This is a genomic window from Porphyrobacter sp. THAI-01a (assembly GCF_056868655.1).
Window position 1 is genome coordinate 2,707,233 of sequence record NZ_CP180579.1, and the last position, 21,763, is coordinate 2,728,995.

Consider the following 21,763-nt stretch of genomic DNA (forward strand, 5'->3'; position numbering starts at 1 on the left):
GACCACTGTTCTTTTCGCATCTGCACAAAATGGCAGGCGGGGCGAATTGTTCCAGCAACAGTTCCTTCGTGCGGGGGAAGGTTCTATTTGCCGGACATGGCCAGCGCCGCACCGCCCGACGACGATGACGACAACGAGACCGCAGGCAGCCCGGGCCTCAGGAAGATCATCCATGTCGACATGGACGCCTTCTTCGCCAGTGTCGAACAGCGCGACAATCCCGAGCTGAAGGGCAGGCCCGTGGCGGTCGGCGGCGCGGGCGGGCGCGGGGTGGTGGCCGCCGCGAGCTACGAGGCGCGCAAGTTCGGGGTGAGGAGCGCCATGCCCTCGGTCACCGCCTCGCGCCTGTGCCCGGGCCTCGTCTTCGTGCGCCCGCGCTTCGATGCCTACAAGGAGGCGAGCCGCCAGATCCGCCGGGTGTTCGAGCACTACACTCCGGTGATCGAGCCCCTGAGCCTCGACGAGGCCTATCTCGATGTCACTGACGACCGATTGGGGATCGGCAGCGCCACCCGGATTGCCGAGCTGATCCGGCAGGAAATCCGCGCCAAGACGCAGCTGACCGCGAGCGCAGGGGTGAGCTACAACAAGTTCCTCGCCAAGCTCGCCAGCGACCAGAACAAGCCCGACGGCCTGTGCGTCATCCGCCCGGGCGAAGGCGCGCAGTTCGTCGCGGGCCTGCCCATCCGGCGCTTCCATGGGGTCGGCCCGCGGGCGGAGGAGAAGATGCAGAAGCTCGGCATCCTCACCGGCGCGGACCTCGCGGCCAAGGACATCGCCTTCCTGCGCCAGCATTTCGGAAGCATGGCCGACTATCTGTTCCGCGCCGCGCGGGGGATCGACCTCAGGCCCGTGCGTGCGCACCGCATCAGGAAATCCGTCGGCGGCGAGCGCACCTTCTCAGAGGACATCGGCAGCGGCGCCGCTTTGCGCGAGACCCTGGCCAACATCATCGACATCGTCTGGGAGCGGATCGAGGCGGCCGGTGCACGGGGGCGGACGGTGACGCTCAAGCTCAAGTTTACCGACTTTCGCACCATGACCCGCGCGACCTCGCTGCCGCGGTGGGTGAGCGGCAAGGCGGAATTCGCGCAGCTCGCCCGCGCGCTGCTCGAGGCGGAGCTGCCCCTGCGCGGCCCTATCCGGCTGATGGGACTGACGCTCTCGGGGCTGGAGGGCGCGGAGGACGACAAGCCTGCGCGCGACGAGGCGCAGCTCTCGCTGCTCTAGCCCTGCCCCACCCCGCGCGCCTTCCACATGGCAATCCGCGCGCGGGTGGTGTCCCCGAGCGGTTCGGGGAGCGAGTGCGAGGGGAAGAAGCGCGCCTCCGTCACCTCGCGCCGGTCGGGCTCGGGGTGGCGGTCGCACACGCCGGTGAAGATGTGCGCGGTGTGGGGCGATCCCGACAGCACCTCCTCGATCGTGCCGACCGGCTCGAGGCGGACGAGTTCGACCCCCAACTCCTCGCGCAGCTCGCGGCGCGCCGCTTCGGCGGGGTCCTCGCCGCTGCCAAGTCCGCCGCCCGGCAGGGCCCAGACCGCAGGGCCATAGGAATGCCGGAGCAGCAGCACATCACCCGAAAGATTTGTGACGATCACGCTCACCCCCGCGATCGGCGCCTTGCGCCAGCGCCGCCAGGCGTGGCGGACCGCATGCGCCAGCGGCATCAGCGCGCGGTGGAGCGGGGCGGGCAGGAGGTTCGGCATCGGCTCAGGCGAAGACCGTGACGGGAATGCCCCGCGCGCGCGCCGCGCCGAGCAGGCGGGCGACGGGCAGGTCGTTGTCGCCCTGCAACGCCGCCTCGAACACCGCACGCTTCTCCGCGGCTCCGCCGAGCGTGAACAGGATCGCCTGCGTGTCGACAAGGGCGGGGATCGTCAGGGTGATGCGGTCGAAGGGCGCGTGCGGCGGCAGCGGATCGGGGGTGAGACGGCGCACCGTCTGCGGGTCATCCACCTGCGGATCGGTGTTGGGAAACAGCGAGGCGATGTGCCCGTCGGGCCCCATGCCGAGCCATGTCAGCGCGAACTGCGGCGGACGGGCATCCTCGGCCAGCGGCACCACGACCGCGCCCTCGGGCTCGAGCAGCGCGCGCAGCTTGCCGGTGTTGGAGGCCTCGTGATCCTCGGGCACGATGCGGTCGTCGTTGGGCCAGACCGCACGGCCCGTCCAGTCGACCCGGCCACCCGCAATCAGCGCGGCGATGATCGGGAAGGGGGTGGAGCCGCCCGGCAGGCTGACGGCGCCGGGCGCGGCGAGATGCGCGGCCAGCCAGTCGGCGATCGCGGCGGCATCGGCGCTCTCGATGATCGTGATTTCGGCCATGCCCTCCCATAGCAAAAGGGCCGCCCCCGGCAATGGGGACGGCCCTTCGCGGATCGCTGTGCCGTGCCGCTTACGCGAGCAGCGACGAGAGGAACCACACGCGTTCCTCGGCCATGTCGGTCCAGTCGTCGAGCAGGCCGTCGGTCGCGTTGTCGCCCGCTTCCTCGGCGAGTTCCTTCATCCGCTTCAGGCGCTCGACGACCTTGCGGTTGTCGTCGCGCAGCTCGGCGATCATCTCCTCGGCGCTCAGGGTGGCGCTGTCCTGGTCCTTGATCTGGGTGTTCTTCGCGACCGAGCCGACCGAGGTCAGCGTGGTGGCTTCCTGCTTGCGCACCCGCTCGCCGATGACATCGATCTGGTCGCGGATCGCCAGCGCCTGTTCGTCGAACAAGAGGTGGAGGTCGCGGAAGCGCGGGCCGCGCACGTGCCAGTGAAAGTTCTTGGTCTTGATGAACAGGGCGAAGTGATCGGCCAGCAGGCCGTTGAGTTCATCGATGAGAGCGGCTTTCGAATTGGCTTTGGCGTCGGCCATTGCATTTTCTCCGTCTTGTGTTTCGCGGGTGACTTAGGGGTGTCGCCCATATGGTCATTATCCCAATGCAGGAAAATGGATTGGGTTTCGGGAGAATTGTCCTCGCCGTGATCGACAAAAGCGATCAGAATGCGGCGAAGCGGGCGTCGAGACCGATGAAGAGCGCCGTGAGGGCGAGGGCCACGGCAAGCGCGATCCGCACCATCCGCAAGGGGAGCCGCGCCAGCGCCTCGGGCCCTGCCGCCCAGCCCAGCCCCACCGCCGCCGCGCCGCCCAGCGCGCCGCCGAGGGCGGCGGTGAACGGCAAGGCGGTCCAGGCGGCGAGGGCGAAGACGGCGAAGCGCGCGGCATCGCCGATCTGGCGGGCGAGCAGCACCACGAGGATCGCGCCGAGCGAGCGGGTCGGCTCGTCCGGCGCCTTCGGGCGCACCGGCAGGGCGAGTTCGGCGGCGGCCACGGCGAGCGCGAAGGCGACCAGCATCTGGCCCGCGCGGCGCGGGAGCATGCTGGCGAACTCGGCGCCGATCCAGGCCATCGCGCCGGCGGCGAGGCAGGAGGAGACTACCGCCACCGCCAGCAGCTGCCCGCTCTGGCCCAGCGTCCCGGCCCAGCGCGCCACCATCCACTGGTCGCGCCCGCCCGCGGCGAGTGCGGCGACCAGCAGCAGCGACAGGAGAAAGCCGTCCACCGCGTCCCGGTCAGGCCGCCCAGGGGCCGGTGATCGCCAGCGTCGCCGCTGGAGAATAGACGTTGACGAACAGCCACTTGCCATCGGGCGAGAAGCAGCCGCCGGCAAGCTCCGTCTGGGCTCGCAGCCGGGCGAGCGGATAGGCCTCGCCGGCCGGGGTGATGCCGCGGATGTGGTTGTCGACCACGTCGGTGTACTGGTCCTCGCACACGATCAGGTGCCCGCTCGGGGCGACGGTGAGATTGTCGCCGTAATCGAACTGGGCCTTGCTGCGGCTTTCGAAGAACAGCTCGACCGTGTCCGGCGCGCCGGCGAGGCCCGGGGTCAGCTTGAGGATCTGCCCGAGCTGCGCCGCCCCGCCGCTGGTGCAGCAGGCGAAGACCGCGTTCTCGCCCATGTGCAGCCCCTCGCCCCGCGCGACGAGCGCCGCGCCGCGCGCCGCCGCGCGCTGGCGCAGGTCGTCCTTCGGGGCTTCCACCTCATCGAGATCGATCCACGAGACGCGGTAGGGCTTGCCCACCTCCATCGCCGTGCCGTTCCAGTTGCGCGTGTCGCGCAGCCCCTCGACCACCATCGCCTGGAGCCGCCCGCCTTCGGCAAGGCGCCCGGGGGTCTTGGGGAGGAAGCGGTAGAGCACCGAATCGTCGCGGTCCTCGGTCTGGTAGACGATGCCCGTGGCCGGATCGACGACGGCGGCCTCGTGGTTGAAACGGCCCAGCGCCTTCAGCGGCGCGGCATCGACAAGGCCGGGGGCCGAGGCGGGCACCTCGAACACCCAGCCGTGATCCTGCTCCAGCCCCTCGCCATAGGGCTGGCCCGGGCCCGTCGGGGCTTCCTCGCAGGTCAGCCAGCTGCCCCACGGGGTCACCCCGCCCGAACAGTTGCGGATCGTGCCGCCGAGGCTGCGGAACTGGCGCTTCACTTGCAGGCTCGCCGCATCGAGCACGATGGTGGTCGTCCCCCCCGGCACGAAGGCGCCATTGCGCTTGCCGTAGCCCTTGGCGATCGGCCCGCCCGCATCGTGACGCGGCTGAAGCTCGTGGTTGCGCACCAGCGCGATCTCGCCGTTGCCGAGGTCGAAGCACCCCATCCCGTCGGCGCGGTCGGGCACGGTGCCGCCGTCGTCCATCGCCATGCCGAGGCGCGAGATGACGCGGTAGGAGAAGCCTTCGGGCAGGTCGAGAAAGCCCTCAGGGTCGGGCCGCAAGGGGCCGTAGGGCGCGGCGCTGCCGCCCGTGCCCGTCACCCCCGCCGATCCTGCGTTGCCCCGCGCCATGCAGCCGCTGGCGACGAGCGCCGCGAAGGCGGTGGCGGTGGCGGCGGTGCCGAGGAAGTGGCGGCGATCGGGAGCGATGGGCGTGGTCGTCATGGTCGGGGGGTCACTGTCCTGTCTGGAGCGCGGCGAGAATATCGTCCCACCGCACGAATTTGAAGTTTTGGGCCTTGGGCGCGTTCATGCCGTCCTGTGCCATGAAGATGCCGCCGGGGAAATCGGGTCCGAAATCGCGGTTGTCCAGCTCGATCCCGTCGGTCTCCTCGACGCTGCCGAAAGCCCCCGCCGCGATGCGGAAGCGGCCCACCGGCGTCACATCGGGCAGGCGGAAGACGGCATAGGCATTGTCGCCCTGCGAGGAGGCGACGAGATAGCCGCCGTCCGCGCCTTCCGGTGCGATGGCGAGGCCCTCGACATCGGCGACCAGCATCCTGTTGTCGACGGCGGCGACCATGCGCTTGGCGCCGGTGGTCATGTCGATCGCCCAGATCCCGGCATCTTCCTCGCCGATGTAGAGCGTGTTTGTGCGCGGGTCGGCGATGCAGCCTTCGGTCTGGGTCGGCACCTGCGCGAGAGTGGTCGTGGTGCCGCTGAAGGTGCCGCCCGGCCCTTGCGTGATGAGCGTGCGGTAGATCGTGCCCTGTTTGGGCGCGCTGAAGGCGATCACGCCCTCGCGCCCGGCGGGCTTGACCATGCAGATGCCGTAGCCCTCGCCCGGGCCGACCGCGATCCTGCCCGCCGGCGCGAGCTGGCCCGTGGCGGTGTCGAGCAGGGCGAGGAACAGCTGCACCGTCGCAAGGTCGCTGCGGTCGCTCGCCACCACCAGCACGTGGCCGGCGGACAGCTCGATCAGGTCGACATTGTTGAGGCCGGGGCCGGCGAGGAAGCTCTTCTGGGCACCCTTCAGGTCATAGACGTAAAGGCCGCCTTTCTTGTCGGTGCCGACGATCAGGCTCGCGGCGGGGTTCGCGGGATTGCGCCAGATCGCCGGATCGTCGGCCGCATCCTCGCGCGCCGTGCCGACCGGCGGGGTCTCGGCCCGCGCGGTGACGGTGACCGCCGGATCGCCGGTGATCGCCGGAACCGTCGCACAGGCGCCTGCGATGCCGAGCGCGAGCAGCGCAAAGCCGTGGAAAGGTCTGATCATGCCGACATACCCCGTTTTCGTCCCGAATGGCCTGCCTCTAGGCCGCAAGCATGACAGTTAGGCGACCGTCCCCGCGCGCCGCCGATCCGGGCGTCCCGCAATTTCGAGAGCTAGCGCCGCCGCCGCGAAAGGCCTAGCCACGGGCAAAACAGATTGTGGGAGAAACGGAAGCCATGAAATTCGAAAGCGGCATGGCCGTGGTCGTCACCGGCGGAGCGAGCGGCCTCGGCAAGGCGAGCGCGCAGGCCTTTGCGGATGCGGGATGCAAGGTCGCGATCTTCGACATCAACGACGAGGCGGGCGAGGCCCATGCGGCGGCGATCGGCGGGACCTTCCATCATGTCGACATCATGGACGAGGCCAGCGTCGAGGCCGGCTTCGCCGCCGCCCGCGCCGCGCACGGGCAGGAGCGCGTGACGCTCCACTGTGCGATGGCGAGCCGGCGGGGCAAGACGCTCGGCTGGGACAAGGAGGCGGGGGCCTACAAGCGCCTGCCCACCGAGGACTACGCCTTCGGGGCCGAGGGCATCCTCGTCGCCAGCTACCGTGTTGCCAGCATCTCGGCGCTGGGCATGGCCAATGCTGAGCCGGTGAACGCGGACGGGGAGCGCGGCTGCATCATCCTCACCGCCAGCGTTGCGGCGCAGGACGGGCAGATCGGGCAGGTGATCTACGGTTCCTGCAAGGCCGGGGTGAACGGCCTCGTCCTGCCGATGGCGCGCGACCTGATGGACCTCGGCATCCGGGTGAATTCGGTCATGCCGGGGATCTTCGCCACCCCGCTGATGCTGGGGATGAAGGACAGGAACCCGCCGATGTGGGCGCAGCTCAATGCCAGCGTGCCCTTCCCCAAGCGCCTCGGCGAGCCCGAGGAATTTGCTTCGCTGGTGCTCGAGATCGCGCGCAACAGCTACATCAACGGCCACCAGTTCCGGCTCGACGGGGCGATCAGGATGCCGCCCAAATGATCGCTCACGGCTAGTTGGCTGCGCCAACGCCTCCGCGGGGGCGGCCTACCGGCCGGCGGGCGTTTGCCCTTGCGAGCCTGCGGCTCGATCATTGCCGAATGCGAAGGAGAGACCCATGGCCACCGCAACCAACGAATACCCCACCAAGGCCTATGGCGCGACTGCGCCCGACAGCGGGGTCGGACCGATGTCGATCACCCGCCGGGGGCTGCGCCACGACGACGTGCTGATCGAGATCACCCATTGCGGCATCTGCCACTCCGATCTCCACACCGCCCGCAACGACTGGGGGCGCACGACCTATCCGGTGGTGCCCGGGCACGAGATCGTCGGCATCGTCGCCGCGGTCGGCGAGAGCGTCACCCGCCACAAGGTGGGCGACCGGGTGGCGATCGGCTGCATGGTCGATTCCTGCATGGAATGCGCCCATTGCGAGGCGGACCTCGAGCAATACTGCCTCGATGGCGGGATGACCGGGACCTACAACGGCACCGACCGGCGCGACGGTTCGCCGACCCACGGTGGCTATTCCGAACGGATCGTGGCGCGCGAGGAATTCGTGCTCAAGGTGCCGGACAGCCTGCCGCTGGCCGAGGCCGCGCCGCTGCTGTGCGCCGGGATCACCTCCTACTCGCCGCTTCGCACCTGGAAGGTCGGGCCGGGCAGCAAGGTCGCGGTCGCGGGGCTCGGCGGGCTGGGGCACATGGGGGTGAAGCTGGCGGCGGCGATGGGGGCCGAGGTGACCGTGCTCTCGCGCAGCGAGAGCAAGCGCGCCGATGCCGAGAAACTGGGCGCCCACGCCTTCCTCAACACTTCCGACAAGGCGGCGATGAAGGCCGCACGCGGGCGGTTCGACATGGTGCTCAACACCATTCCGGTGCGCCACGACGTCACGCCCTATCTCCACCTGCTGCGGATCGACGGGGTGCAGGTGCTGGTCGGGATGATCGACATGATGCCCGAGCTGCACACCGGCGTGCTCCTGGGGCGCAAGGTGCTGACCGGAAGCGGCATCGGCGGCCTCGCCGAGACACAGGAGATGCTCGATTTCTGCGCCGCGCACGGCATCCTGCCCGATATCGAGGTGATCCGGATGCAGGACATCCAGAGCGCCTACGACCGGATGGAGGCCAGCGACATCAAGTACCGCTTCGTCATCGACATGGAGAGCCTGCGCGCCGCCTGAGCAGACATCTGCATGTTCTGCTATCTTCGATGATAAATCTACTCGAATACTCTTATAAGTATAGAATGAGTATTTGGAATTTGTTTCATCGCAGCAACAGTATCCGGATAATATGACAGATCGCCCCACATAACGAATTGTGTGGTGTGTGGCGGGCGTTATTTGGCTTTCTTGCTGCGAACGGAGCCCGTTCGAAACAAAAGAAGGTCAAGTCGCGGCACGCAGGCGGAACGGTCCCACCTCTCTTTCAGGAGCGTTCCATATGAAACTTCGTTTTGCTTGTGCCGTCTCGGCGCTGACCCTGGGCTGCGCCCTGTCGGCCCCGGCCCTCGCGCAAGGGCCGGACGCCGCCGCGATCGATGCCGCGGCCGTCACCATCGTCGTCACCAACGCCGCCAAACCCGCCGATGACGAAGCCGCCGGCTTCGACCTCGCCGTGGGCGCCGCCCCGGCCGGAACCGCGATTCCCGTGGGCCTCGGCACCGGCGAGACCGCCGTCTCGAGCACGGTCATGGTCGCTGCCGCTGCCGCCGCCGCGCAGGACGGCTCGGGCGGGCGCGGGGAGCGTTTCTCCGTCGTGCTCAACCAGGATGCCTTCTTCGGCTTCTACCCCACCTTCAACGGCCTCATCCCGGTCGGCGAGAAGGTCGACCTCAGCTTCTACGGCATCCTGTGGACCACCTCGGACTTCTCGAGCGCGACCGGCCTCGGCTCCGACCTGTGGACCGAATTCGGCATCGGCGCCAACTTCATCGCCGCCGACGGCAAGCTGGCGATCAAGCCGCAGATCGGCATCACCAACGGCGCGCTGCTGTCGCGCGGCAACCTCGGACGCGGGCCCCGCAACACCACCACCACGCTGAACGGCGGCAACGTGTTCGACGGCATCGTGCCGAGCCTCACCATCAACTACAGCGACGACAAGTTCGAAGGCGAGTTCTACGGCGGCTACTACGCCGCGCTGCGCAACCGCAGCGACAATGTCGGCGCGCTCGACTTCCTGCACACCTGGATCAACGCCGGCTACAAGTTCACCAGCAACTTCTCGGCCGGCGCCCATATCGAGTTCCTCGCCAACACCCGTGCCGACCTGCCCGGCGGGAGCGCCTCCAACGTCTACGAATGGTATGGCCCCTACGTGCAGTTCTCGCTGAGCAAGGGCTTCTTCGCCCGCTTCACCGGCGGCATCGAGGAAGGCGGCGGCGCCGCCGGCAACCGCGGCGACTTCTACAAGCTCGCGGTCGGCATGTCGTTCTGATCGCCCGGCCCCGAGGCAGCCAAGGGCGCTGCTGCCGGCGATGGCGGCAGCGCCCTTCGTGCTTCCGGAGAAGGCGCTGCGCGATCTTCCGGCCTTCCAACCTTCAAACTGTTGCAGGAATGACACGCAAGAAGATAATAAGAATCCCGCCCTCCACATAAGCTTTGTGCGCAAACGGCCCTTGCAAGATGATGACCGTGACGTGACGGGGGCCCGATTCTTCGGAGAATAATCCCTGCACGCCGCGCAGGTGGAACGATCCAACCTCTTCATGGAGCGTTCCTTATGTCCATCCGTTTCGCAGCAGCCGCCTCGGCTGTCGCACTCGCCGCCAGCCTTGCCACTCCCGCCTTCGCCGCGGAGTCGCAGGAAACCGTCACCAGCCCCGCGGCCGGCACCGGAGCCGAAGCAGACACCGCCATCGTCATTACCGGAGCCGAGGCCGCGTCCCTCGCCCTGCCCGCGATTGCCCCGCTCGATCCGGCGCGGACGATGGGTCAGGAAGACGACACCCCGGCCATCACCATCTCGGGCGCCGCGACGCTGACCAGCGACTACCGCTTCCGCGGCGTCTCGCAGAGCGACGAGGGCATGGCGGTGCAGGGCGGCATCACGATCAGCCACGAAAGCGGCTTCTATGTCGGCACCTGGGGATCGAACCTCGCGGGCTGGGGCACCTTCGGCGGGGCCAACATGGAGCTCGACCTGATCGCCGGGTTCAAGTTCCCGGTCGGCGAAGGCACGCTCGATACCGGCGTGACCTGGTTCATGTATCCGAGCGGCGCCGACACCACCGACTTCGCCGAGCTCTACGCGCGGCTCTCGGGCGCGGTCGGCCCGGTCTCGCTGACCGGGACCCTCGCCTATGCCCCCTCGCAGGAGGCGCTCGGCAATGTCTTCCCCGTGGGCGGCGGCTTCGATCCCGGCGACAAGGAGGACAACCTCTACCTCGCCGCCGACGCTGCCTATGCGGTCGATGGCGCACCGATCACGCTCAAGGCGCACCTCGGCTATTCGGACGGCAACCCCGGCCTCGGCCCCAACGGCACCAGCATCGCGCCCACCGGCACCTATTTCGACTGGCTGATCGGCGCCGACATCGTGCCGATCTCGGGCCTGACCCTCTCTGTCGCCTATGTCGACACTGACATCTCCGAAGCCGAAGCCAACCGCCTCCGCCCGAATTTCGCCACGCTCGCGGGCAATTCGATCTCGGATGCGACCGTGGTGTTCTCGATCACCGCCTCGTTCTGAGCGGATCGTGACGCAGGAGGGGGGCGCCCTGCCGGACCGGCGGGGCGCCCCTTTTCTTTTGCGCAGGCCCCCGATAGGTTCCGCCCCGCGCCCCGACAGGGCGGCGGGAGAGAGAGACAATGATGCGCAATTTCGTCGGGGCGGCGGCGGCTGCCGCTGTGGTGTTCGTGGCCCAGTCGGGCGCGGCCGAGGCGGCCGGGCGCGCCTCTGCCACCCTCACCCGCACCACCTACGGCATCCCCCATATCGAGGCGCGCGACTGGCGCTCCGTCGGCTTCGGGGTCGCCTATGCCTATGCCGAGGACAACCTTTGCCTGCTGGCCGAGGAATTCGCGACCGTAGCGGGCGAACGCTCGAAGCATTTCGGCCCCGCGGCCAAGGCGGTGCTCGGCTTCGAGGAGGTCGACAACCTCTCCTCCGACGTGTTCTTCCGCGCGGTGATCGACCTGCCCGCCCTGCGCGAGGGGGCGAAGTCGCTTTCGCCGCGCGCCCGGGACCTGATGGCGGGCTATGTCGCGGGCTACAACCGCTTCCTCAGGGACGCGGGCGCGCAGGGGATACCCGCAGAATGCCGCGGCAAGGCCTGGGTGCGGCCCATCACCGACGACGACATGCTGCGCCTCAACGAGAAGCAGATGCTCCTCGCCAGCTCGCTGAACCTCGCGTCCGCCATCGCCAACGCCGCCCCGCCGGGGAGCCCCGCGCCGAAGGTCGCGATCAATATGCCCGACCCGAAGGAACTCGGCATGGGCAGCAACGGCTGGGCCTTCGGCAGCGATGTCACCGCCGACCGGCGCGGCATGGTGATCGGCAATCCGCACTTCCCGTGGAAGGGCCCCAACCGCTTCTGGCAGGTGCACGTCAAGGGCCCGAACGGCTACGAGGTGATGGGCGTGGGCCTTGCCGGCACCCCGATGCCGACACTGGGCTTCAACAAGGATGTCGCCTGGACCCACACCGTCACCGCCGCGCGGCATTTCACGCTCTACCAGCTGGCGCTCGATCCAGCCGACCCGACCCGCTACCTGGTCGACGGCAAGAGCGAGGCGATGACGGCGCAGACCGTCACCGTGCCGATGCCTGAGGGCCAGCCCGACGTCACCCGCTCGCTCTGGTCGACCCGCTGGGGTCCGTTGTTCATCATCCCCGACCGCGGCATCACCTGGAGCAAGCAGAGCGCCTTCGCATTGAAGGATGCCAACCGCGGCAACCAGCGCGGGATCGAGACCTGGCTGCGCATCGGCGAGGCGAAGAACGTGGCCGATGTGCGCGCTGCCGTCAGCGAGACGCTCGGCATCCCCTGGGTCAACACCATCGCCGCCGACCGCCACGGCGACGCGCTCCATGCCGATGTCACCGCCGTGCCCAACGTCTCCGCCGCCAAGGCCAAGGCCTGCGCGACGCCGATCTCGGGCCTGTTCGCCGAACTCGCGATCCTGCTCGACGGCAGCAAGTCGTCCTGCGACTGGGACGCCGACCCCGGCACCCCCGCCCCCGGCCTGATGCCGGCGGGCGATCAGGCGGCCACGACCGTGAAGACCTGGCTGACCAACTCCAACGACAGCTACTGGATCAGCAACCCGGCGATCCCGCACCGCGAGCTGTCGCCGATCCTCGGCGACTACCGCACCGCGCGCTCGCTGCGCACCCGTTCGAACTTCATCGAGACGGACGCGGCGCTGGCGGCGGGCAAGCTCGATCATGCCCGCGCGAAGGCGCTCGCCTTCGGCAACAAGAGCCTCGTGGCGGAGCTCGTCCTCCCCGAACTGCTGACCCTCTGCCCGGCCGCCGAGGGTGCCGCCGCGCGCGGCTGCGCGGCACTCGCCAAGTGGGACCGCCGCTTCGATGCCGACAGCCGCGGCGCGCGCCTGTTCCGCGCCTTCTGGCAGGGGATCGGCTCGATCAAGGGGCTGTGGGCGGTGCCCTTCGACCCGGCCGATCCGGTGAACACCCCGCGCGACCTCGGAACCGAGGGGGAGAACGGCGCCAAGCTGCTCGCCGCGCTCGCCTCGGTCGTCACGACGATGGAGGAACAGGGGCTCGCGCTCGATTCGCGCTGGGGGGACGAACAGCTGGTCATGGCCGGCAACGACGCCATCCCGATCCACGGCGGGCCGGGCTGGCTCGGCATCCTCAACATGCAGGAATCCGACCGCGCCGCGAGCGGCAAGCTGATCCCGCGCCACGGGACGAGCTACATCCAGATCGTCGGCTTCGACGCGAAGGGCCCGGTGGCCGATGCGATCCTCAGCTATTCGCAGTCGACCGACCCGGCCTCGCCCCACGCCTATGACCAGACCCGCGCCTATGCGGAGAAGCAGTGGCACCGCCTGCCCTTCCACCGCGCCGACATCCGTGCAGCCGCGATCGGCAAGCCACGCCGCATAAGCGAATGAAATCACGCCCCCGTCCGCAAGAATCCGGCTGGTGAAAAGCTCTGGATCGTCGTAATCTTGCGCCGGGGTAGGGGATTGGGGATCTCGCACCGGATCGGGCCGCGTTGCCGCTGGCGCCGAACTTGCGTGCTTCGTCTGTCATCGCTGGCCCTGCGTCCCGGCTGCGGGGCGCCGTCACCCATTGCGCAAGGACGGATCATGAAACGGACCGCAATCACCGCCGGCACGCTCGCATTGCTCGCCAGCGCCCTCACGCCGATGCCCGCCATCGCCCAGGACGAGAAGCGCAGCGACGAGGACAAGAAGGACAACACCGCCGCCATCGTCGCCGGGATCGCCGCGCTCGGGATCGGCATCGCGATCGCCACCTCGGGCAAGGACAAGGACAAGAACCAGTGGGACGGCGACCGCTACGGCGATCCCTTCAGCCCCGCGCGCAATGTCGAATGCTTCCCGCGCCAGCGTACCTGCTACGAACGCGGGCACTATTCCTACAGCTGGACGCAGCGGATCTTCGGCTCGGGCTCGGGCTGGGGTGGTTCGGGCGGCAGCTGGGGCGGCTCGGGTGGCGGCGGCTGGGGCGGCTCCGGCGGAAGCTGGGGCAACGGCGATCTCGACCGTGCGCGCCGGGTCTGTGTCGACCGCGCCGAGGACCGCGGCCTCAGGAACATCAACGTGGAATCGAGCCAGCCGCACGATTCCAAGCGCGCGCGGGTCTACCTCCAGGCGCGCCGCAGCTCGGCCACGGTGAATTACGAACGCTGGCGCTGCGAATACACCTACAGCTCGGGCCGGACCGACTTCAAGAAAGTGTGACCGCCCGCCACGAAACGCCATTTGCAAGGATCGCTCATCATGCATCGCAAGCTCACCCTGATCCCGGCGCTGGTGGCGCTGGGGCTCGCCTGTCCCGCCATCGCCCAGCCGGCCGACGCCCCCGCACCCGCGGGCAAGAAGATCAGCCGCGCCGAGACCACGCTCTCGACCCGCATCGCCGTCGCCGTCAACGGGCACGTGCTCGAGGACCTGAAGCCCGTCATCACCGACGAGGCCAAGCTCGGCCCGCTGTTCCTGCGCATGGTGCTGGTCGCCAAGCAGGAGGCGGTCGGCGCAAGCTGTGCGGCCTATTCGGTCGACAAGAAGCGCCAGGTGGCCGTGATGCTCGGCAGCCTCGCCCCCGCCCTCGAAGGGCTGGAGCAGGACAAGGCCCAGCCGGTCGTCAACCAGGTCCTGCGGCATTACCACACGATGCTGGGCGGCGCGCTCGCGCAGCACGCCACCGACCCGGACGGCTTCTGCGCGGCCGGCAAGGACCTCTTCGAGAAGCTCTCCGCCGATCCCGACGGCGACAAGGTCCTGATCCTCACCCCCGCCGCCTGACCCGCCCCGAAACCGGCGGCTTTGCTCAGTCGCCGCGCGGGCGTCCCGGATTGTCGGCAAGGGGCCGCGTGTTCATCTCGTAGGGCACCACGCCGCGGCGGAACAGGTCGACCGCGATGGTCTGGTCGCTCGGCGGGTAGGCGCGCTGTTCGCAATCGGGCCGGGGACAGATGCGGCACGACACCCCGATCGGCGTCACCGAGCGTCCGGATTCGAGATCGATCCCGTCGGCATAGATGAAATCGCCCGCGTGCTGCGCCTCGCAGCCCAGCGCGACGGCATAGCGGCGCGGATTGCGGTCGAACCGCCCCGCGGTCTTGACCAGCCCCTTGGCGATCGAGACATAGCGCACCCCGTCGGGCGTTTCGGCAAGCTGGACCAGGATCCGGTCTGGGATCGCGGCGGCCTCGTGCACGATCCACAGCGGGCAGGCACCGCCGAAGCGCGCGAACTGGAGGCGGGTGGCGCTGTGGCGCTTGGTGATGTTGCCCGCCATGTCGACCCGGCAGAAGAAGATCGGCAGGCCGCGCTCGCCCTCGCGCTGCATGGTCGAAAGCCGGTGGCAGGTCTGCTCGAAACTGGTCTGGTAATGCAGGGCGAGACGGTCGACATCGTGCCGGAAGGCGCGGGCCATCGCGCGGAAGCTGCCATAGGGCATCAGCACCGCCCCGGCGGCGTAATTGGCCAGCCCGATGGTGAGCAGCTCGCGCGACACCTCGCTGCGCAGGCGGGCGGCGTCGGCGATCGCACGGATCGCCGGGCCGAGCGTGGTCGCGGCGACGTGATAGGCGATCTGGAAGCGGATGCTGGCGCCCGGCTGGCCCGAATCGATCCGCAGCACCTTGCCCTGCGCATCGAAGCTGCGCAGCGCCTCGGCCGGGCGGATCTCCACCGCGATCCCGTGAACCTGCGCGAGGTGCTGCTGCAACGCCTCGGTGCTCGGCACGGCGTCCGGCCCCGCGATCAGGCGCGCAAGCCGCTCGGCCGCGCGGTCGATCGGATCGACATAGTTGTTGGACAGGTGGAACCAGTCGCGCACCTCCTCCCACGGCAGACGGGCGCCTTCGCCCGTGTCCACCGCCAGCGTCTCGTCGACCATTTCGAGCCGCTGGCTGGTGCGGCGGAAGGCGGCGTGCAGCTCGACGAAGCGCCGCGCGAAGGCGGGCTGCTGCTCGGCCAGCCGCGCGATCGCGTCGGGCGGCAGGGGTGAATCGAACAGCGGATCATTCGCCGCCTCGCGCAGCGAGAGCGAGAGCTGTTCGGCATCCTCGCCGGGGAAGTCCTGCCAGTCGAGCGGGAACAGGCTCGCGACCCGCTCGATCAGGCGCGGGGTGAGCGGGCGGTCGTCATGTTCGAGCTGGCTGAGATAGGAAGGGCTGATCGCCAGCTGCCCCGCCAGATCGGCCTGCCTGAGGCCCCGCCGCTCGCGCAGGACGCGCAGCTGCGCCCCTGCAAAGATCCTGTGCCGCTTGCCCATTGCCGGAGTCTAGTTTGCAAAACCCGTCTTTGCAATTTTGCAAGACAGGGCGGGCTGCGCCGGGATTGCAGTTCCTTGCTGCCCAGATGGGGAACCAGAGAATGGGCTGCGCGGACGGTGCCGCAGGTGCTCGTCGAACGCATCCACGATGAACTCGGGCTGCGCGACATCATCAACGCCTATGGCATCACCAATGCGTCAAGATCACCTCATGCCGGCCGGGCGATACGGTCGGGCTGCTCGCCGGAACCTGCGGCGCGGCGATCCCCGGCAACGAGGTGATCATCACTGGCGGTGAGAGAGCGCTGGAGCGGGTGAAGGGAACTGGGCTTTAGAGTAAGTGGCTGCGGGTTCGATTCCTGAGGGGTCTCAGGTGCCGCGATCGAGCAGGGCTTGCACCTGGTCTCGTAGCGCCAGCCAGCGGGTGCGTTCGTCGGGGAGGTTTTCGGGGAAAGCCTTCACGCCGTCATGGGCTGCGCGGATCCCGGGGTGCTGGTGCTTCTCCAGCCAGTGCTGGACGGCCTCGCGGAAGTAGAGCCACCAGATGCGGTCGCCGGGGTAGAAGTCGGGGAGATCGCGCACGCGATCGAGGGTCATGCGCAGGCGCGCGCGTTCATCCACGGCGGGCGAGGGACTGACCTACCGTCGGGCCGCGCCGTTGCTCGCCGGTGGCGAGTTCGACCACGGCAGCGAGGCGGGGTCTCACCTCGACTGTAACACCCCGTCCCGCGCGCTTGGGGGTGAGGATGATGCGGTCGATCAGTTCGCGCAGGACGGGGATCGCCGCTTCGCGGGCGGCAGGTTCGGCGAGGGCGGTGCGCAGGTCTTCGACCTGGCGGCGGTATTCCTCTGCGATGGCGGGATGCAGAGCGATGACGCGGACGGCGTCGATCTCGGCCAGCTCGGCGGAGAGGCGATCGCGATCGAGGCGGGCAGCGCGCAGGGCTTCGCGGATCTCGGCGAATTCGCCCGCGCCTTCGGCGACGGCGGCGACCAGGCGTTCGACCTTGGCGGTTGCGGACTGCAGCTGGCGCTCGAGCGTGGCCTTGCGCTGGCGGGCCTGCCGGGCGCGGCGGGCGTATTCCTCGTGATATTCGCGGACGTAGGTCGAGACGACATCGGGATCCAGCAGGTGCTCTTGCAGCGCGGCGAGGGCTTCGCGCTCGTAGCTCTCGGTGCTGATCGTGCGGTTGTTGGTGCAAGTGCCGCCGTCGCGGCGCGCTCCACAGGACCAGAAGCGGCCGGTGCTGATGTTCCATGCGCTGCCGCAGGTGCCGCACTGGCCGAGGCCGGAGAGAATGTGGCGGGGGCGGCGGGCCTTGACCGGCTTCGCCTCGACCCGGTTGCGTTCAAGCTCGACCTGCACCGCTTCCCACAGGGCGTCATCAATGATTCGCAGCTGTGGGACCTGCTCGATGATCCATGCGCTTTCCGGGTTCGGGCGGATCCGGGTGGTGCGGGTGACGGGCTCGATCACCTTGCTGGTGCGATTGTGGACCAGCTCGCCGATGTAGAGCCGGTTGGAGAGCATGCCATTGCCCCGGGTGCGATCGGGGCGGATGGTGCTGGCGCGCCAGCTATTTCCGCGGGGACCGGAAATACCTTCGGCGTTGAGCTGGCGGGCGATGGCGACCGGGCTTCTGCCGGCGGCGTATTCGGTGAAGATGCGGCGCACGATCGCGGCCTGATCATCATCGACCTCGCGCAGGCCGCGCACCGCCCTGCCCCCTTCGTCGATCCGGTTGGCGAGGCGATACCCATAGGCGAGGCCCGCGGGGCTCCGACCCTGCCGCACGGTGCCCGCCTGCCCGCGCTTGATGTTATGGCGCAGCTCCACCCGCTGCTGTTCATCAAGCAGGCCCTTGATCGCGCCCTTGAAGCTGTCGATCTCCCCGTCACCCAAGGTGAAGAGGCGCGCGCCGTGGAAGTTGAGCCGCTCGCGCAGGTGGTGTGCATCGCCCTGGTTGCGGGCGAGCCTGCTGGTGGTGTCGATGAGTACCTGGTCGATATCGCCCTGCTCAACCCGGGCGAGCATCGCGGCGATGCCGGGGCGCTGGGCTTCGCTGGTGCCTGCCCCGCCTCCGATCGCGTAATCGGTGAAGACCTCGATCACCGGCCAACCTTCCCGGCTCGCCCGATCGCGGCACACGCCGATCTGTTGCTCGATCGAGCGGCTATTCTGCAGGCTGGTCGAGTAGCGGGCGTAGATCAGGGTTCGCATGGGTCGAATCGGTTTCCCGTGAGCGGGCAATGTCCCGCGCCACTGCCGCGCGCGCAAGCACCTTCGCCAGTTCGAAGATGGCAGGGGGCGGCGACTTGTTCACGGTGCGGCCTTCCTGACCGCGAAGCGGGAGACGATGTGACGCTCGCCATCCTCGAATTCGATCTGGCAGGCGTTCATGGTGCCGCGCGCGAGGATGCGGCAGCGCTGCCCCTTGCGGTGGGGCAGCGTGGTGCGCCAGTACCAGATGCGATCGAAGGTCTTCATCGCAGGCCAGCGCGCCCCAGCCATTCGGCGAGGCGACATTCAACTTCCGCCTTCGCCTGTTCGACCGACCTGCGGGTAAACCAGAATGCCGCGCTCTCCGTAGCGGCGAGGTTGAAGATCGCGCGGGGTTTGTTGCCTTGGCCGCCATCCGGTGCGACGCGGCCGACGATGATCTCGCCGAGGTAGAGGGCCTCAATCCCGTGCCACGGGCGCCATTCGATGCGAGGATCAGACATCGCCCGGCATCCCGTTGTGTTCGACGCCATCGAGCAGGCGACCGGATAGCTTCTTGCCCACCTTGCGCATTGAGGCATCGCTGGTGCGGGTCGGATCGGTTTTCTCGCGACCGGTGTCGACGTCGATGTAGCGCAGCTGCCGGTTGAACTGCTGGATGGTCATCGTCGCTTCCGGCGGGTTCGGCCACCATGCGCCCCATTGCTTGAAGAAGAAGGCGGTGCCGGACTCCGTGCACTGGTCGCGGAGGTTACGGGCCCAAGCCGGATGCATCGGGCGGGCCTTGGCCCCGCTCTCGCCGCCGCACACCACCCAGTCGATGGTGGCATGTATGCTGGAGAAGCCATCGCGCGCCCACATTGCGTCGATGATGTTGATGGGGCCGAGCAGCGGTTCGGCGCTGATCCAGCGGACGGCGGCGGGGGTGGCGAGGAGGTCGGGGATGCGCTCGTCGGCGCGCTGCTGGTCCTCGACGCTGACGCCGAGCCAGACGTTCGGGAGAGGCCATTGAGCCGAACTCGGGCCGCCGTACCAGCTATCAAGCGTCTCGGCCGCAGCGCGGGTTTTGGCCTCGCCATACATCGCCTGCCACACGCGGCGAGGGGTGCCATGGCAGATGCCAAAGTCCCCTGTATTGGCGAGATACTCGCGCATCCGCGCCGAGCGCTTCGTCAGCACCTGAAAGGTGTGCTGCGGGGCCAGCGCCATCACCGCGAAGATGCGGTCAATCATAGCGTCGGGCACGAAATCGGCGAACAGATCGGTCATCGAGCAGACGAAGACCTTGCGGCCTCTCTTCCACGACAGCGGCTTCATCAGCGCGGCTTCGTCGAGATAGACCTCGATGTCCTTGCGGTGGCCGGGCTTGTAGGCGAGGTCGGTGCCGAGGTCGAAGCGGCGCGCCATGTTCTGCGCTTCAGCATAGCAGTTTTCGCAGCCGGGCGAAACGTGCTCGCAGTGCCACCCGATCATGCCATTATCGAGCGCACGGGCGCGGATCGGATTCCAGCTTTCGTCGGACCATTCGATATCGGTCGGCATCAGATCGTCTCCTCGGGGGTGGGCCAGTTCCACAGGCCTTGGGCGCCGCGCATGGGGATGGGTTCGGGCCATGCTTCGATGCCGAGCATCGGCCAGCCCCAGTTGGCGTGCTGGTCGCGGTCGCTGTCGTTGGCGCGGGGGACGCCGAATTCCTCGGCAATCTCGGTGCCGAGGCGGGGCTCGCCGACGATGGCGGTGCCGAGGCCGGATGACATAGGCAGGGGGCCGCCACAGGTGTGAGGATAGATTGCCCTCGCCAAGATCGGCATCGCCAGATCGGGATGGAGACATGTCTCGGCGGCGGCGAGGCGCGCGAGGTCATTCACCTTGCGGAAGCGAAAAATGTCGGCAAGCATCTCTGCTTCGCCACGATCAATCTTCCGAGCAGCCGCGTGGATCACGATGCGCTGGCCGATGATCGAGGCGGGCGGGCGCCAGCCCCGGAACTCGTAGGGTTTGGCCCCGGCGATGATCAGGCTGGCCCATGGCTGCCAGATGGTGAGTGCTTTCATGGTGCGGTTCCTTCCAGTGCTGCCGCGATGCGGCGGCAGGCGGTTTCGAAGTGGGTGGGGTTCTGCTCGATCCCGACGAAGGCCTTGCCTGCCTTCACGGCCGCGACGCCGGTCGAGCCGGTGCCCATGAAGGGATCGCAGATGGTGCTGCCGGCGACGTTGCGGACGATCTTGTCCATGACGGCGTCGGGCTTCACCGTGGGGTGATCAAATGCGCTGGTCTTCACCGAGGCCGCGCGGATCGTGCGGTGCATGTCGTGGTGGTCGCCCACGGGTGCATAGCCCTTCGACCAGGCGTGCACGAAGGGCTCGGTGTCGGGCAGGTAGTGCTTGTTCCGCATCGGCATGGGGTTGGGCTTTTCCCAGATCAGCAGCGCGAAACGGCTGAAGCTGCCGGCCATGAAGGGCAGCAGCTGGGGGAGCTGATCGTTGTGGCAGAAGACCACGGCCGCGCCGCACAGCAGCGGGTTGATGATGCGGTGATCGAAGCCCTGGTCGAGCTGCTCTTCGACGATGCGATTGCTGCCTTCGCGGCTCTTGCGGAAGGCCCCGCCGCCGCTGTTGTCGAAGAGGTAGGGCGGATCCATGACGTCGGCGTCCATCCAGCCCAGAGTGGGCCGGATGGCGTAGGCGTCGCCTCGGTAGAGGGTGACGCGGTTGCCCAGGCGGATGGTGAGGGTGCCGCTGCCGGGCAGTTCGTTCTCGATGGTGAAGATGGCTGTCACCGGATCGGCCCCCGGTACTGGTCGAGCGGACGCTTCCAGCGCACCTCTTCCTGCGGCCAGCGCCCATGAGTCTGCAGGGGCATCGAACCGGGGTATCGCGAGCCCCAAGGGCCATAGTCGCGGCACATGCCGTTTACGCGGCCCTGCTGGTCGATCTCCCATGCGGTCCCGACCTGCCAGTGCCCATCCTGCCAGAACCATGCGCGCTTGCCTTTCTCGCCGAAGTCCTGCGGCTCGCGACGCTCGATGTCTTCGATCATGTCGAGTTGGGCCGCCATTACGCCCCCTTCCCCGCCGCGCGGCGCTTTTCGTGGGCGGCGTGCTTGAGCTTGGCCGTGGCCATGACCAGCGGCTTCAATTCGGCCGCGGCTTCGTCGTAGGGGAGCGTCTTGCGGAACCGGCCTCCATTGAGGAGCGCCAGCATCCCGCGCGGGATCGGCTCCCAGTTCGAGGGGTCGCAGTTGAGCTTGTCGCCATTGAGGCACTTGAGCGCGTGGCCTTTGGGGACAGGGCCGTTGGCCGCTTCCCACTCGATCAGATGCACCAGCCTCCATCGGCGGTTGAACGGCAGATCGTCGTTGATCTTGCGCTCGCGGTAGCCGTCGATGGTGATCCGCTCGTAGCCGATCGGCTTGTAGTGCTTCTGGGCGATGCCGGTGCGCTGGCCGGGCTTGAACTGGGTGCGGACCGAGTTGGGGTGCGAGAGGACCTTCTTCCCCTTGTTGGGCGGGGTCTGCCCCTTCACGAAGCACCCGTCGCGCCCGGTCTTCCAGCCCCTGCGGGTGCAGAGCGCCTTGATGTGGTCGAGGACGATCTCAGGGCGCTCGAAGCGCGCCACGAATGCCGCGTGGAGATCCCGGCGCGGCATAGTGGCGTTGG

The 21,763-nt window shown here is 68.4% G+C and carries 24 protein-coding genes; 8 read left to right on the forward strand and 16 right to left on the reverse strand.

Annotated features, from left to right (window positions below):
- The first annotated feature begins 96 nt into the window (after positions 1–96).
- Positions 97–1,230: a DNA polymerase IV gene (dinB, locus tag ACMX37_RS12960; protein ID WP_483146321.1), complete on the forward strand. Its 1,134-nt coding sequence runs from the start codon at positions 97–99 to the stop codon at positions 1,228–1,230.
- On the opposite strand, the gene ACMX37_RS12965 is transcribed toward dinB, so the two are convergent.
- The 6 genes from ACMX37_RS12965 to ACMX37_RS12990 all read right to left on the reverse strand — a co-directional run bounded on the left by ACMX37_RS12965 (position 1,227) and on the right by ACMX37_RS12990 (position 5,965).
- A complete protein-coding gene (locus ACMX37_RS12965; protein ID WP_483146322.1) occupies positions 1,227–1,706 on the reverse strand; it encodes an NUDIX domain-containing protein in 480 nt (159 codons plus the stop codon). The genes dinB and ACMX37_RS12965 overlap by 4 nt on opposite strands.
- A gap of 4 nt (positions 1,707–1,710) precedes the next feature.
- Positions 1,711–2,325, reverse strand: coding sequence for a 6-phosphogluconolactonase (locus ACMX37_RS12970; protein WP_483146323.1), 615 nt, complete (start codon positions 2,323–2,325; stop codon positions 1,711–1,713).
- Between the two features lie 70 nt (positions 2,326–2,395).
- Entirely contained in the window at positions 2,396–2,857 is a 462-nt protein-coding gene (locus tag ACMX37_RS12975) for a Dps family protein (protein WP_088913387.1), read from the reverse strand.
- Between the two features lie 124 nt (positions 2,858–2,981).
- The gene (locus tag ACMX37_RS12980) at positions 2,982–3,545 is read right to left on the reverse strand and encodes a hypothetical protein (protein WP_483146324.1); all 564 of its coding nucleotides are present in this window, start codon (positions 3,543–3,545) and stop codon (positions 2,982–2,984) included.
- Between the two features lie 10 nt (positions 3,546–3,555).
- Positions 3,556–4,914 (reverse strand): alkaline phosphatase PhoX, encoded by a 1,359-nt coding sequence (locus ACMX37_RS12985; RefSeq protein WP_483146325.1) that lies wholly within the window; start codon positions 4,912–4,914, stop codon positions 3,556–3,558.
- 10 nt (positions 4,915–4,924) lie between these two features.
- Positions 4,925–5,965: a phytase gene (locus ACMX37_RS12990; RefSeq protein ID WP_483146326.1), complete on the reverse strand. Its 1,041-nt coding sequence runs from the start codon at positions 5,963–5,965 to the stop codon at positions 4,925–4,927.
- 173 nt (positions 5,966–6,138) lie between these two features.
- Here ACMX37_RS12990 and ACMX37_RS12995 point away from each other — a divergent pair, with 173 nt between their 5' ends.
- From ACMX37_RS12995 to ACMX37_RS13025, 7 genes are all read left to right on the forward strand, one after another.
- On the forward strand, positions 6,139–6,933 hold the full coding sequence (locus ACMX37_RS12995) for an SDR family oxidoreductase (protein ID WP_483146327.1): 795 nt from the start codon (positions 6,139–6,141) through the stop codon (positions 6,931–6,933).
- Between the two features lie 115 nt (positions 6,934–7,048).
- Entirely contained in the window at positions 7,049–8,119 is a 1,071-nt protein-coding gene (locus ACMX37_RS13000; protein ID WP_483146328.1) for an NAD(P)-dependent alcohol dehydrogenase, read from the forward strand.
- A gap of 262 nt (positions 8,120–8,381) precedes the next feature.
- Positions 8,382–9,377: a DUF6733 family protein gene (locus ACMX37_RS13005; protein ID WP_483146329.1), complete on the forward strand. Its 996-nt coding sequence runs from the start codon at positions 8,382–8,384 to the stop codon at positions 9,375–9,377.
- 492 nt (positions 9,378–9,869) lie between these two features.
- The gene (locus tag ACMX37_RS13010; protein WP_483148411.1) at positions 9,870–10,631 is read left to right on the forward strand and encodes a TorF family putative porin; all 762 of its coding nucleotides are present in this window, start codon (positions 9,870–9,872) and stop codon (positions 10,629–10,631) included.
- A 119-nt stretch (positions 10,632–10,750) separates the two neighbouring features.
- On the forward strand, positions 10,751–13,027 hold the full coding sequence (locus ACMX37_RS13015) for a penicillin acylase family protein (RefSeq protein WP_483146330.1): 2,277 nt from the start codon (positions 10,751–10,753) through the stop codon (positions 13,025–13,027).
- A 198-nt stretch (positions 13,028–13,225) separates the two neighbouring features.
- Positions 13,226–13,843 carry a hypothetical protein gene (locus ACMX37_RS13020; RefSeq protein ID WP_483146331.1) on the forward strand — a complete coding sequence of 206 codons (618 nt, stop codon included), beginning with the start codon at positions 13,226–13,228 and terminating at the stop codon, positions 13,841–13,843.
- Positions 13,844–13,882: 39 nt separating this feature from the next.
- Positions 13,883–14,407, forward strand: a complete 525-nt coding sequence (locus ACMX37_RS13025) for a hypothetical protein (protein WP_483146332.1) — start codon at positions 13,883–13,885, stop codon at positions 14,405–14,407.
- Positions 14,408–14,432: 25 nt separating this feature from the next.
- Here ACMX37_RS13025 and ACMX37_RS13030 read toward each other — a convergent pair whose 3' ends face one another.
- From ACMX37_RS13030 to ACMX37_RS13075, 10 genes are all read right to left on the reverse strand, one after another.
- Entirely contained in the window at positions 14,433–15,884 is a 1,452-nt protein-coding gene (locus ACMX37_RS13030) for a helix-turn-helix domain-containing protein (RefSeq protein WP_483146333.1), read from the reverse strand.
- Between the two features lie 369 nt (positions 15,885–16,253).
- Complete coding sequence (locus ACMX37_RS13035) at positions 16,254–16,481, reverse strand: hypothetical protein (protein WP_483146334.1); 228 nt, start codon at positions 16,479–16,481, stop codon at positions 16,254–16,256.
- 16 nt (positions 16,482–16,497) lie between these two features.
- Positions 16,498–18,105: a recombinase family protein gene (locus tag ACMX37_RS13040; RefSeq protein WP_483146335.1), complete on the reverse strand. Its 1,608-nt coding sequence runs from the start codon at positions 18,103–18,105 to the stop codon at positions 16,498–16,500.
- Positions 18,106–18,204: 99 nt separating this feature from the next.
- On the reverse strand, positions 18,205–18,372 hold the full coding sequence (locus ACMX37_RS13045; RefSeq protein WP_483146336.1) for a hypothetical protein: 168 nt from the start codon (positions 18,370–18,372) through the stop codon (positions 18,205–18,207).
- Positions 18,369–18,608: a hypothetical protein gene (locus ACMX37_RS13050; protein WP_483146337.1), complete on the reverse strand. Its 240-nt coding sequence runs from the start codon at positions 18,606–18,608 to the stop codon at positions 18,369–18,371. Before ACMX37_RS13050 ends, ACMX37_RS13045 begins: the two co-directional genes overlap by 4 nt.
- Complete coding sequence (locus ACMX37_RS13055; RefSeq protein ID WP_483146338.1) at positions 18,601–19,647, reverse strand: phage Gp37/Gp68 family protein; 1,047 nt, start codon at positions 19,645–19,647, stop codon at positions 18,601–18,603. Before ACMX37_RS13055 ends, ACMX37_RS13050 begins: the two co-directional genes overlap by 8 nt.
- Positions 19,647–20,159 (reverse strand): ASCH domain-containing protein, encoded by a 513-nt coding sequence (locus tag ACMX37_RS13060; protein WP_483146339.1) that lies wholly within the window; start codon positions 20,157–20,159, stop codon positions 19,647–19,649. The genes ACMX37_RS13055 and ACMX37_RS13060 overlap by 1 nt, the downstream gene beginning before the upstream one ends.
- A complete protein-coding gene (locus ACMX37_RS13065) occupies positions 20,156–20,884 on the reverse strand; it encodes a DNA methyltransferase (RefSeq protein WP_483146340.1) in 729 nt (242 codons plus the stop codon). The genes ACMX37_RS13060 and ACMX37_RS13065 overlap by 4 nt, the downstream gene beginning before the upstream one ends.
- The gene (locus tag ACMX37_RS13070; RefSeq protein WP_483146341.1) at positions 20,881–21,162 is read right to left on the reverse strand and encodes a hypothetical protein; all 282 of its coding nucleotides are present in this window, start codon (positions 21,160–21,162) and stop codon (positions 20,881–20,883) included. The genes ACMX37_RS13065 and ACMX37_RS13070 overlap by 4 nt, the downstream gene beginning before the upstream one ends.
- A complete protein-coding gene (locus tag ACMX37_RS13075; RefSeq protein ID WP_483146342.1) occupies positions 21,162–21,752 on the reverse strand; it encodes an HNH endonuclease signature motif containing protein in 591 nt (196 codons plus the stop codon). The genes ACMX37_RS13070 and ACMX37_RS13075 overlap by 1 nt, the downstream gene beginning before the upstream one ends.
- Positions 21,753–21,763: the final 11 nt, after the last annotated feature.